This window comes from Thioalkalivibrio sp. ALE23, from assembly GCF_000378545.1.
Lineage (GTDB): Bacteria > Pseudomonadota > Gammaproteobacteria > Ectothiorhodospirales > Ectothiorhodospiraceae > Thioalkalivibrio.
Genome location: NZ_KB900033.1, coordinates 136086 through 148073, shown reverse-complemented (window position 1 = coordinate 148073; position 11988 = coordinate 136086). Strand labels below are relative to the sequence as shown.

Genomic DNA, 11988 nt, shown 5'->3' with positions numbered 1-11988 from the left:
CGTTCAGAAGGTGTGAGTCTTGCGATCCGAATTGAGCATGCCGCCCAGGTGATCCTCGATGCGGCGGCGGGTCTGCCCCTTGTCGGAGGTGTTGAACTGGACTCCGATACCGCGCAGGCGGTTGCCCTGGGCCCGTGGCGGGGTGATCCACACCACCGTACAGGGCGTTGGCAGGCGATCGCCGTCGTCCAGCAGGGACAGCAGCAGGAAGACCTGATCGCCCAGCTTGTACGACTTGTCGGTAGGAATGAACAGCCCGCCGTTGCTCACAAAGGGCATGTACGCCGCATACAGCGCGGGTTTTTCCTTGATTGCCAAGGTCAGCATCCCTTGCCCGGCCATGAGCCCTCCCCGATTTCCACAGTGGTTTTTGCAGCGGCGCTCAGTATGCCCCGGAGCGCCCCCGGGATGCCAGCCGCCCCGCATTCGTCTGCGGCAGCATGGCCGCCGCCATGTCTTCCAGCCGGAGCTGCGGGTTCAGCTGCGCACGCGCCCGGCGCTGCCAGCGCCGCGATTCCTGGACCAGCGAGGCCAGTCCCCGCGCCCCGCGCTCGCGGGCGAAGGCCTGCAGCCGGTCCTGCGGGAACTGCGCGCCGAATCGATCCACCTCGCCACTCGCCAGCCAGCGCTGGGCCGACAGCAGCAGGGCCTGCCAGCGCGGCAGCAGGGTCTCCAGGTTGCAGCGCGCCAGCTGCGTGACCGCCGAATGCAGCTCGCGAGCCTGCAAGAGTTCCGCGAGGGCCTCACGTTCCTGTCGCCAGGCGGCGTGACGCTCGGGATCCGCCAGGAGTTCGGCCGCAACCACCGGGCGCCCGAGGCTGGCCGCCCAGGCCTCGTCCACCGCCGCAGGCTCCGACGCGCCGGCGGCCAGCCAGTCACGTGCGGCTTCGAGATCCGGAGCCGGAAGATGCAGATCCTGGCAGCGGCTGCGAATGGTGGCCGGCAGGGCCGAGGGTCGCGCGCTCTCGAGAACGATCAGCCCGCCCGCCGGGGGCTCTTCCAGGGTCTTGAGCAGCGCATTCGCCGCACTCGCGTTCATGGCATCCGCCGGATGCAGCCGCAGCACGCGCCAGTCACCGGAGCCGCTGAGAGCCAGGAATTCACCGGCTTCGCGCACGGCATCCACCGGGATTTCCTTGCCCGACTCCGGCGGCATCACGTCGTGCAGCTCCGGATGCACGCCCCCGACAAAACTGCGGCACCCGCCACATTCCCCGCAGGCCGGCTGCGTGCCCGCAGCCCGTTCGCAGAACAGGCGCTGGAGCAGGGCCGTAACCAGCAGGCCCTTGCCCACACCCTCGGCGCCGGTGACCAGCAGGCCACCGGGCAGATGCCCGGCCGCCGCACGCTGCACCAGCGTCTCCCAGGGCTGCGCGAGCCACGGCGGCACCGCGCCCGGCTCGTTCACGTGGACGCCTCCAGCAGACCGCGGCAGCGCAGCCCCTCGAGCATCCGCTGTGCCACGGTGGCGGCATCCGCCGAGGCATCCACCACCAGGTAGCGCTGCGGTTCTGCATCGGCCCGGCGCCGGTAAGCCGCGCGGGCACGTTCGAAAAATTCCTCTGCCTCGCGCTCGATGCGGTCCCGACGTCCCCGCTGCACGGCCCGCTGCAGTCCGGTTGCCGGGTCGATGTCGAGCAGGATCACCAGATCCGGGCGCAGATCGCCCTGCACCCAGTCCTCCAGTGCCGCAACCCGAGTGTCGCCCAGACCGCGCCCGCCGCCCTGGTAGGCAAAGCTCGCATCGGTAAAACGGTCGCTGACCACCCACTGTCCCGCATCCAGGGCCGGGCGGATCACTTCGGCGAGATGCTGCGCGCGCGCCGCGAACATCAGCAACAGCTCCGCTTCAGGGATCATCTCCGGCAGGTCCGGATCCAGCAACAGGCCGCGCAGGCGTTCGCCCAGCCCGGTGCCCCCGGGCTCGCGGGTCGCGCACACCCGCTGGCCGGCCGCCTCCAGTGCCTCGACCAGGGTTCCCATCTGGGTGGTCTTGCCGGCCCCTTCGATGCCCTCGAGGGTCAGGAATTGCCCCGTCATCAACGTCCCCTTCGGCCGTAGCGGCTCGCGTCGCCATCCAGCTGATAGCGAATCACGGCCTCGCGATGTTCGCGATAGGTCTCGGAAAAATGGTGGCTTCCATCATTGCGCGAGACAAAAAAGAACTCCCGGGTGTCCGCCGGCCGCGCGGCCGCTTCGATGGCGGCCCGGCCCGGCAGTGCGATGGGCGTCGGCGGAAGCCCTGGCCGGGTATAGGTGTTGTACGGATGATCCCGCTCCAGCTCCGCGCCCGTCAGTCGTTGCACGCCGGTCTCCTGCACATACAGCAGCGTGGGATCGGTCTGCAGCCGCATCCCCTCGCGCAGGCGATTCACGAACACGGCCGCCACCCGATCACGCTCGTCGCCGCGCCCGGTCTCGCGTTCCACGATCGAGGCCAGGATCAGCAGCTCGTACGGATCCTCCAGCGGCAGATCCTCGGAACGCCCCGCCCAGGCCGCATCCAGCGTGGCCCGCATTGCCTCGTGGCCACGCCGCAGGACGTCCAGCGAGTCGGTCCCGGAGCCGAAGAAATAGGTATCCGGCAGGAACCAGCCTTCGGGATGCTCGATGTCGTCGAGGCCCAGAACATCCGGCAGATTATGGACCCCTACCGACTCCGCCGGCGGGTCCAGTTCATCATGCCCGCGCACCGCAGCGAGTGCCTGGCGCACGGTCCAGCCTTCCGGCAGTGTCAGACGGTGCCGGACCACGTCGCCACGTGCCATGGCCTGGACCAGTTCCGCCGGGGTCATCCCGGCATCCACCGCGTACTCGCCGGCCTGGAGCCGGCCCGCCACACCCTGTCGCCGCGCATACACCTCGACCACCCGCGCCGACTCCACCCAGCCGCGGCGTTCGAACTCCCGGCTGAGGCTGCGCAACCCGGTACCCGGCTGCAGCTCGAAGCGCTGCGACTCCTCCAGTGCCAGTGGCCGTTCCAGCTGGCCCCGATACCAGTCGGCCAGCCACAGCGCCGCGGCCACGATCGCAACGAGCGTCAGCACGCCCGTCACCGCCATGATCTTCCTAATCCGCTTCATGCAGTGCCCTCCTGAGCGCCTGCAGGGCCGCAGGCTCGGTCCTCGCCGCCCCGCCCCCGATCAACACGCCCGCGGCCAGCCCCAGCCGCGCGTTGCTTACATACAGTCCGTCGGCGGCCTCCAGACGCTCGTACGTCGGCCAGGCGACCTCGGTGCTGACGCCGAATGCCTCGGCGTTTTCCAGCACCCAGGCACGCCGCGTGCCGGCGATTCCGGCCTCGTCGACCGGCGGTGTCACGAGGTGAGTCCCCTCGCGCAACCACAGGTTCCCCTGCGTGGCACAGGTAATCCGGCCGACCGCGTCCTCCAGGATCGCCTCGTCCTCGCCCTCGCGCCAGTGCATGCGCGCCAGCACGTTTTCCAGGCGTCCCAGGTGCTTGATCCCGCCGAGGGCCGGATTGACGCTGGCCGGTATCGCCGAAAACCCGATGCGCAGCGGCGTCGCCTCCGCCGGGTCCGGACGCGACAGCTCCGGCCCGGCACTGACCAGCCGGGTGACCGCCGGCTGCTCCGGAGGCGCATAGCCCCGCGGGCCGCGGCCCCGGGTCAGCGTCAGACGCACCAGCCGTTCCCCGGGCCCCGCCGCCGCCTCGATTTCCCCGCGCAACCGTTCCGGGTCCTGTGCGGGAAAGCCGAGGCGCTGCAGCCCCAGCTCCAGGCGCGCCCGATGCCGGGGCCACAGGCAGGCATGCCCCCGGCGAACCAGCACCGTCTCGAACAGCCCGTCGCCCAGCAGCAGGCCGCGGTCGTCGGCCGTCACCTCCGACCCGGAGCCAACATTCGCCGGACTCACCCCGCGCGCTCCACGTCGGCACCCAGTGCATCCAGCAGCCCGCGCGCCTTGTGCCGCGTCTCTTCCAGCTCCTGATCGGGGTCCGAATCGGCGACGATCCCGGCACCGGCGCGAAACCGCAGTTCCCGATCCCGAACCACCAGGGTACGGATCAGGATATTGGTATCCATGCGACCATGATCACTGACATAACCACAGGATCCGGTGTAGGCGCCGCGCGGCACACGGCCTTCCAGTTCCTGAATCACCTGCATGGAGCGGATCTTGGGGCATCCGGTGATCGTCCCGCCCGGGAAGGTCGCGCGCAGCAGTTCTTCCGCGCGCGTCCCCGGCCGCAGCCGGGCCGTGATGCTGGAGACGATGTGATGGACCCGGCGGTAGCTCTCGATGGTCATCAGCTCGGCGACCCGCACGCTGCCAGTGCGTGCCACACGACCCAGATCGTTGCGTTCCAGGTCCACCAGCATGACGTGCTCGGCGCGCTCCTTGAGGTTGACCTCGAGTTCGCCATACAGCTCACGATCGGCCCGCGCATCCGGATCGCGCCTGCGGGTTCCGGCGATCGGCCGGGTTTCCGCCACACCGTCCTGCGCCGATACCAGACGTTCCGGCGAGGAGCTGATCACCTCCGCTCCCGGCAGCCGCAGCCAGGCCGCGAACGGCGCAGCGTTGGCACCCCGCAGGCGCCGATAGAGCTCGCCGGAATCCAGGGGCTGGTTCGCACACGCGTGCCATTCGCGTGACAGATTGGCCTGGAAGGTATCCCCGGCGCGGATGTACTCCAGCGCCTCGCGCACCGCCGCGCGGTAATAATCGGGATCGTCCTCCTCGATCTGCAGCGCCGGCAGGTGGCCGCCACTCGGGCCCGCCGCGGCATCCGCCGCCACCACCGCCAGATCGGCCTCCAGCTGCTCGCGTCGCGCGCGATCATCCCCGGCATCCACCCACCAGGTGACCCCTTCGTGATGATCGCGGATCAGCGCGGCGGGAAACCGCGTCGCAACGGCCGTCGGCAACCACGGATCCGGTGCGCAGTGTCCCAGCGCCGGTTCCAGGTACCAGGCGAATTCGTAGCCCACATACAGGAACCAGCCCCCGAAGAACGGCAGGTGGGCATGTTCGGGGGCCGGCGTGTACGCCGTCGGCGGAGACCCCAGATCGACATCGGCCGCCGACAGCAATGCGTCGCCATCGCCGGCGTCCAGCGTGCGCCCGGGGAACGCAAACAGGATGGAAAAGCGCGCCGGCGCCTGCCCGATCAGGGCCGACTCCAGCAGATGCGGATAACGCTGGGGGAAACGCCCTGCGAGGACCGCCAGATCGATCCCCGAGGGCAGCCTTTCGACGGCCATGCCCGCGCGAGGCCGGCGTCAGATGGCGCGGAACACCAGGGTTCCGTTGGTGCCGCCGAATCCGAAGGAGTTGGACAGGGCCACGCGGGTGTTCATGTCACGGGCCTCGTTGGCGACATAATCCAGATCGCAGCCTTCGCCCGGGTTGTCCAGGTTGATGGTTGGCGGCGAGACTTGATCACGCAGGGCCAGCGCGGTAAACACACCCTCGATCCCGCCCGCGGCACCCAGCAGGTGTCCGGTCATGGACTTGGTCGAATTGACCAGAAGGTTCTTCGCATGATCGCCGAAGGTCCGCTTGAGCCCCTCGGTCTCGGCCAGATCCCCGGCCGGGGTGGAGGTCCCGTGGGCGTTCACGTACCCCACTTCCTCCGCCTCAACGCCCGCGTCCTTCATCGCCCGCACCATGCACTTGGATGCCCCGCTGCCGTCCTCGACCGGCTGGGTCATGTGGTGGGCATCGGAATTCCAGGCAAACCCGGCGATTTCGCAGTAGATGTTCGCACCGCGGGCCTTCGCGTGCTCGTACTCCTCAAGGACCATGACCCCGGCCCCGTCACTGAGTACGAAACCGTCCCGGTCGGCGTCCCATGGCCGCGAGGCGCGGGCGGGGTCGTCGTTGCGGGTCGACAGCGCGCGCGCCGCGGCAAAGCCGCCAATGCCCAGCGGCGTTGTGGCCATCTCGGCCCCGCCTGCAACCATCGCATCGACATCGCCATAGGCGATCATGCGCGCGGCGTCCCCGATATTGTGGGTTCCGGTGGCACATGCGGAGACGATGGAGATGTTCGGCCCCTCCAGTCCCCGCATGATGGAGAGATTGCCCGCCACCATGTTGATGATGGCGCTGGGCACGAAGAACGGGGAGATCTTGCGGGCCCCGCCCTTCAGGTAGGCCCCGTAGGAACGCTCGATGTAGGGCAGCCCCCCGATGCCGGAACCGATCGCGACCCCGATCCGCTCCGGATCGGAACTGTCCGCGGACAGCCCGGAATCATCCAGGGCCTGGAGCCCCGCCGCCAGACCATAGATGACAAACGTGTCCATCTTCTTCTGGTCCTTGACCGGGACATAGTCATTGGCATTGAAGTCCCGCACCGCGCCGGAAATCTTGACCGGCATGTCCGAGGCATCGAACACGTCGATGGGCGTGATCCCGCTCTTCCCGGCCTTGATGCTGGACCAGGCCTGGTCGATGGTGGATCCGACCGGGGACACGATGCCGAGGCCGGTGACCACAACACGTCGCTTAGCCAATGATGTTCTCCCTCGAAAGACGGCTGCACGCAGACGACGAAAGGGGGGGCGCCCGGCGCGGGCGCACACCCCTTCGCCGCGACCATGGACCGGATCAGTCCTTGGCGTGCTCGTTGATGTAGTCGATCGCCTGCTGCACGGTGGTGATCTTTTCGGCCTGCTCGTCGGGGATTTCCGTTTCGAATTCCTCCTCGAGCGCCATCACGAGTTCGACGGTGTCAAGCGAGTCCGCGCCCAGATCGTCGACGAAAGCGGCGGCGTTCGTGACATCCTCTTCCTTGACTCCCAGCTGCTCGACAACGATTTTCTTGACGCGTTCTTCAATGCTGCTCATGGTTGAAACATCCCCTTGGATATGAGGCGGGTCCGGTAAAGGTCCGCCATTCTATTGAAAAGCACCGCCGTGATCCACAACCCCGGCGGAGGGCTCCGCGTAACGGGCCCGCGGCTCAGTGCATGAACATGCCGCCATTGACGTGCAGGGTCTCGCCGGTAATGTACCCGGCCTCGTCGGACGCCAGAAAGCCTACCGCCGCGGCCACTTCCTCGGCGTCACCCAGCCGGCCCAGCGGGATCTCGCCCAGCAGCCGTTCGCGCGTCGCCTCGTCCAGCTCGCGCGTCATGTCGGTGTCGATGAACCCGGGGGCCACCGTGTTGACGGTGATGTTGCGGGCACCCACCTCGCGCGCCAGGGAGCGGGCGAAGCCGGCCAGCCCGGCCTTGGCCGCGGCGTAGTTGGTCTGTCCGGCATTCCCGGCCGTCCCGACCACCGAGCCGATCAGGACCACCCGCCCGCGGCGGGCCTTCATCATGCCCTTGATCACTTTCTGCGTGAGCCGGGCGGCCGCGGTGAGGTTGGTGTCGATCACCGCATCCCAGTCCTCGTCCTTCAGGCGCATGAACAGGTTGTCGCGGGTGATGCCGGCGTTGTTCACCAGTACCTCGATGGCGCCCTCGGTCGCCTGAATGTCCTCCAGCGCGGTCCTGACCGATTCGGCATCGGTGACGTCCATGGCGACCCCGCGGCCACCCCAGGGGGCCAGGGCCTCCGAGATCCGGCCGGCGCCGGCGTCACTGGTGGCGGTGCCCACCACCTGCATGCCCTGTTCCGCCAGACGGCGGGCGATGGCCGCGCCAATGCCGCGGCTCGCCCCGGTCACGAGAGCGATTCGTTGGTTTTCCGACATCAACGGTTTCCTTGCTGTTGGGAAATGGGCGGTCAGCCGGCGGTCAGCCGGTCACGAACGCTTTCCAGGGTGGCCCGATCGGCCACGTCCGGATGATCAATCGAACGGTCGATGCGTTTCGCCAGCCCGGTCAGCACCCGACCGGGACCACATTCCACCTGCACGCCGGCGCCCGCATCGCGCAGCCCCTGCACGGTTTCCACCCAGCGCACCGGGCGGTACAGCTGCTCCGCCAGACGGGCCTTCAGGCTGTCCACGTCGCTCGCCGGTGCGGCAGTCGCGTTCTGCCACACGGGGATCTCCGGGGCACGGAATTCGGTATTGTCCAGCACCGCCTGCAGACGTTCGGCCGCCGGGCGCATCAACGCACAGTGGGAGGGGACCGACACCGGCAGCTTCAGCGCCCGTTTGGCGCCCGCATCGCGAGCCGCCGACACCGCGCGGTCCACGGCCCCGGCCGTGCCGGCGATCACCACCTGTCCCGGTGCATTGAAGTTCACCGCCTCCAGAGTGTCGCCGTCCGCCTGTGCCTCGCACAGGGCGATCACGTCGGCATCCTCCAGGCCGAGGATCGCGGCCATGGCTCCCTCCCCTGCGGGCACGGCGTCCTGCATGGCCCGGGCGCGCTCGGCGACCAGACTCACCGCATCCCGAAACCGCAGGGCCCCGGCCGCGACCAGGGCGCTGTACTCGCCCAGGCTGTGGCCGGCCACCGCCATGGGCTCCGGCACCCCCTGTTCACGCAGCATCCGCCAGCAGGCCACGCCGGCCGCCAGCATCACGGGCTGAGTCCAGCGGGTCTCGTCAAGCTGTTCCGCCGGTCCGTGCTGAACCAGGCTCCACAGGTCGGCATCCAGGCAGTCCGAGGCTTCCTGGAAGGTATCGCGCACCACGGCGAAATCATCACCGACATCGGCGAGCATGCCCACCGACTGGGACCCCTGTCCCGGAAAAACCGCTGCCCAGGAAACTGTCATGGTTCGTGTCCGAAATTCACTGGATGAGAAAGCGGGCGTAGTTTAGGCGCTGACGCCGCCCCCGGCAAACCCCGCAACGCGACCGGCACCGTATCCGTAAAACGAAAAACAGGGGGTTTCCCTTGAGTTCCGTCCACGCATCCGCATAATGTCGCAACCCTGATTCATTACGCGAGGAACTGCATGGCGAAGGAAGACGAAATCGAGCTCGAAGGAACGGTCGTCGAGACGCTCCCCAACACCACCTTCCGGGTGGAGCTCGAGAACGGGCACACGATCACCGCGCACATCTCCGGGAAGATGCGCAAGCACTATATCCGGATCCTGCGCGGCGACAAGGTCATCGTGCAGATGACGCCCTACGACCTGAGCAAGGGTCGCATCGTCTACCGCAACAAGTAAGCGCGCCACAGTCTCCCCGGCATGCAAAAGGCCGGCGCCCCGAGGGGTGCCGGCCTTTTTCATGAGGGACACCACAGGCTCGTGGTGTCCCGTTCGTGGTCGGATCAGGAAGAGACGGCGGGTTCGTGGATATCCATCTCGAGACCGTCCTCGCCCAGGCGCACGGTCACTTCGCCACCCTGCGCCAGCTTGCCGAACAGGAGTTCGTCCGCCAGCGGCTTCTTGATGTGCTCCTGAATGGTCCGCCCCATCGGCCGCGCACCCATCTGGGCGTCGTAGCCGTGTTCGGCCAGCCAGGCGCGCGCCTCGGATTCCACCGTCAGGGTCACCTTCTTCTCGTCCAGCTGGGCCTGGAGCTGGGTGAGGAACTTGTCGACCACGTTCAGGATGGTCGCCTCGTCCAGCGGGCCGAACTGGATGGTGGCATCCAGACGGTTGCGGAATTCCGGGGTGAAGGTCCGCTTGATGACCTCCATCGCGTCAGTGGAGTGATCCTTGCGGGTAAAGCCCACCGACGGCCGCGAAGCCGCTTCGGCACCGGCGTTGGTGGTCATCACCAGGATCACGTTGCGGAAATCCACTTCCCGCCCGTTCGCGTCGGTCAGCGTGCCGTGGTCCATCACCTGCAGCAGCACGTTGAACACGTCCGGGTGCGCCTTTTCGATCTCGTCCAGCAGCAGCACCGAATGCGGATGCTTGAGGATGGCGTCCGTCAGCAGGCCGCCCTCGTCGTAGCCGACATAACCCGGCGGCGCACCGATCAGCCGCGAGACCGTGTGGCGCTCCATGTATTCGGACATGTCGAAGCGGGCCAGATGGATGCCCATCTGCTGGGCCAGCTGGCGTGTGACCTCGGTCTTGCCAACCCCGGTCGGGCCGGCGAACAGGAAGGAACCGATGGGCTTGTCCTGGTCGCCCAGGCCGGAACGCGACATCTTGATGGCCGTGCTCAGGGTGCCGATCGCCTCGTCCTGGCCGAACACCGTCATCTTCAGGTTGCGTTCCAGGTTGCGCAGGGTCTCCTTGTCGGTGCTGGACACCGATTTCGGCGGGATGCGCGCGATCTTGGCCACGATGTTCTCGATGTCCTGCACGCCGATGGTCTTCTTGCGCTGACTCGCCGGCTGCAGCTGACGGCTGGCCCCGGCCTCGTCGATCAGGTCGATCGCCTTGTCCGGCAGGAAGCGGTCGGTGATGTAGCGGTCCGACAGCTCGGCCGCGGCCTGCAGGGCCGGCTTGGTGAAGCGTACGTTGTGGTGCGCCTCGAAGCGCGACTTGAGCCCGCGCAGGATCTGGTAGGTCTCGTCCACCGTGGGCTCCGGGACTTCGATCTTCTGGAAGCGCCGCGCCAGCGCACGATCCTTCTCGAAGATGCCGCGATATTCCTGATAGGTGGTCGAGCCGATGCACTTGAGCTCGCCCGACGCGAGCATCGGCTTGATCAGGTTGGACGCGTCCATGACCCCGCCGGAGGCGGCACCGGCCCCGATGATGGTGTGGATCTCGTCGATGAACAGGACCGCGGCGGGTTCCTTCTTCAGCTGGGCCAGCACGCCCTTCAGGCGCTTCTCGAAGTCGCCGCGATACTTGGTCCCGGCCACCAGGGCCCCCAGGTCCAGGGCGTAGACGGTGGCCTCCTCGATCGCCTCGGGCACCTGACCATCCACCACGCGCCGCGCCAGCCCCTCGGCGATCGCGGTCTTGCCGACCCCGGCCTCGCCGACCAGCAGCGGGTTGTTCTTGCGCCGGCGGCAGAGGATCTGGATGGTGCGTTCGATCTCGTGGTCGCGCCCGATCAGTGGGTCAATCTCGTCCTTGCGCGCCTTGTCGTTGAGATTGGTCGCGTACAGCTGCAGCGCGTTGGTCTTTTCTTCGGCGACCGTCTCGCCCTGCTGCTCGGCGGAATCCTCGGACTGCTCCTGATGGATCTGCCCCAGCTCGTCCTCGCCGACCTTGGAGATCCCGTGGGAGATGAAGTTGACCACGTCCAGGCGGGAGATGCTCTGCTGCCCGAGCACGTACAGCGCCTGACTGTCCTGTTCGCCGAACAGCGCCACCAGTACGTTGGCGCCCGAGACCTCCTTGCGTCCGCTGGACTGCACGTGGAACACCGCGCGCTGCAGAACCCGCTGGAAGCCCAGGGTGGGCTGGGTCTCGCGCGTGTCGTTCGGCGGGATCCGCGGGGTGTTCTCGTCGATGTAGGCCTCCAGTTCGTCGCGGATCCGGTCAAGATCCGCACCGCAGGCCCGCAGCACGGTAGCCGCACTGGGGTTCTGGGCCAGGGCCATCAGCAGGTGCTCCACGGTCACGAACTCGTGGCGTTTCTCGCGGGCCTCCTTGAAGACCAGGTTCAGACTGAATTCGAGTTCCTTGTCGAGCATGGGGGTCAGGCCTCCTCCATCGAGCATAGCAGTGGGTGCTGATGGCTCCGGGCGTATTCATTCACCTGGGCCACCTTGGTCTCGGCGACATCTCGAGTGTAGATGCCGCACACGCCCTTGCCCCGGGTATGCACCTGCAGCATCACCCGGGTGGCCTTCTCGCGATCCATGCCGAAGAAGGTCTCCAGGACCTCCACCACGAATTCCATCGGCGTGTAGTCGTCGTTGTTCAGCACAACCTTGTACTGCCGTGGTGGCTTGAGTTCCGGCCTCGATTCGTCGACCGCAACGGAATCGTCGTGATCGGGTTGGCGGGGCTTGTCGTCACTCATTTCTCGGTCCAGCTCGCACTCGTGGCGCCCTCGGGCACCGCGTGTTCATTTCTGTAGAGTCCTGACATCATCAAACGGTTCCCGGCGCTTGCCAAGTGTCCGCACGGCACGGGAGGCCTGCCCCTGCGGGAGGCCCTGCCCCTGTGGGAGGCCAGCCCCTTGGCCGATCGGCCATGCCTGATCGCGCAGAGGGCTGCGCTCCCACAGGGGCTGGCCTCCCGCCA

General features: G+C 67.5%; 13 protein-coding genes. 1 reads left to right on the top strand and 12 read right to left on the bottom strand.

From position 1 onward, the window contains the following. Positions 1 to 3 precede the first annotated feature (3 nt). From F573_RS0107430 to fabD, 10 genes are all read right to left on the bottom strand, one after another. Complete coding sequence (locus F573_RS0107430) at positions 4 to 342, bottom strand: PilZ domain-containing protein (protein ID WP_018869403.1); 339 nt, start codon at positions 340 to 342, stop codon at positions 4 to 6. A 40-nt stretch (positions 343 to 382) separates the two neighbouring features. Then, positions 383 to 1408, bottom strand: a complete 1026-nt coding sequence (locus F573_RS0107425) for a DNA polymerase III subunit delta' (protein ID WP_019022050.1) — start codon at positions 1406 to 1408, stop codon at positions 383 to 385. Continuing rightward, on the bottom strand, positions 1405 to 2040 hold the full coding sequence (gene tmk, locus F573_RS0107420) for a dTMP kinase (RefSeq protein WP_019022049.1): 636 nt from the start codon (positions 2038 to 2040) through the stop codon (positions 1405 to 1407). Before tmk ends, F573_RS0107425 begins: the two co-directional genes overlap by 4 nt. After that, complete coding sequence (gene mltG, locus F573_RS0107415; RefSeq protein ID WP_026300849.1) at positions 2040 to 3083, bottom strand: endolytic transglycosylase MltG; 1044 nt, start codon at positions 3081 to 3083, stop codon at positions 2040 to 2042. Before mltG ends, tmk begins: the two co-directional genes overlap by 1 nt. Next, a complete protein-coding gene (locus F573_RS0107410; protein WP_019022047.1) occupies positions 3070 to 3876 on the bottom strand; it encodes an aminotransferase class IV in 807 nt (268 codons plus the stop codon). Before F573_RS0107410 ends, mltG begins: the two co-directional genes overlap by 14 nt. Then, positions 3873 to 5228: an aminodeoxychorismate synthase component I gene (locus F573_RS0107405; RefSeq protein ID WP_019022046.1), complete on the bottom strand. Its 1356-nt coding sequence runs from the start codon at positions 5226 to 5228 to the stop codon at positions 3873 to 3875. Before F573_RS0107405 ends, F573_RS0107410 begins: the two co-directional genes overlap by 4 nt. An 18-nt stretch (positions 5229 to 5246) precedes the next feature. Beyond that, the gene (gene fabF / locus F573_RS0107400) at positions 5247 to 6467 is read right to left on the bottom strand and encodes a beta-ketoacyl-ACP synthase II (RefSeq protein ID WP_019022045.1); all 1221 of its coding nucleotides are present in this window, start codon (positions 6465 to 6467) and stop codon (positions 5247 to 5249) included. Positions 6468 to 6579: 112 nt separating this feature from the next. Then, positions 6580 to 6819: an acyl carrier protein gene (gene acpP / locus F573_RS0107395; RefSeq protein ID WP_018869396.1), complete on the bottom strand. Its 240-nt coding sequence runs from the start codon at positions 6817 to 6819 to the stop codon at positions 6580 to 6582. Positions 6820 to 6934: 115 nt separating this feature from the next. Further along, positions 6935 to 7672, bottom strand: a complete 738-nt coding sequence (gene fabG / locus F573_RS0107390; protein WP_018869395.1) for a 3-oxoacyl-ACP reductase FabG — start codon at positions 7670 to 7672, stop codon at positions 6935 to 6937. Positions 7673 to 7704: 32 nt separating this feature from the next. Beyond that, on the bottom strand, positions 7705 to 8649 hold the full coding sequence (fabD, locus tag F573_RS0107385) for an ACP S-malonyltransferase (protein ID WP_081619211.1): 945 nt from the start codon (positions 8647 to 8649) through the stop codon (positions 7705 to 7707). 183 nt (positions 8650 to 8832) lie between these two features. Between fabD and infA the strand changes: the two genes are divergently transcribed. Then, positions 8833 to 9051, top strand: coding sequence for a translation initiation factor IF-1 (gene infA / locus F573_RS0107380; protein ID WP_018861401.1), 219 nt, complete (start codon positions 8833 to 8835; stop codon positions 9049 to 9051). A 104-nt stretch (positions 9052 to 9155) separates the two neighbouring features. Here the strand turns inward: infA and clpA are convergent, their stop codons facing one another. Both clpA and clpS read right to left on the bottom strand, forming a co-directional pair. Next, complete coding sequence (gene clpA / locus F573_RS0107375; RefSeq protein WP_019022043.1) at positions 9156 to 11432, bottom strand: ATP-dependent Clp protease ATP-binding subunit ClpA; 2277 nt, start codon at positions 11430 to 11432, stop codon at positions 9156 to 9158. A gap of 5 nt (positions 11433 to 11437) precedes the next feature. Continuing rightward, a complete protein-coding gene (gene clpS / locus F573_RS0107370; protein WP_018869392.1) occupies positions 11438 to 11764 on the bottom strand; it encodes an ATP-dependent Clp protease adapter ClpS in 327 nt (108 codons plus the stop codon). Positions 11765 to 11988 lie beyond the last annotated feature (224 nt).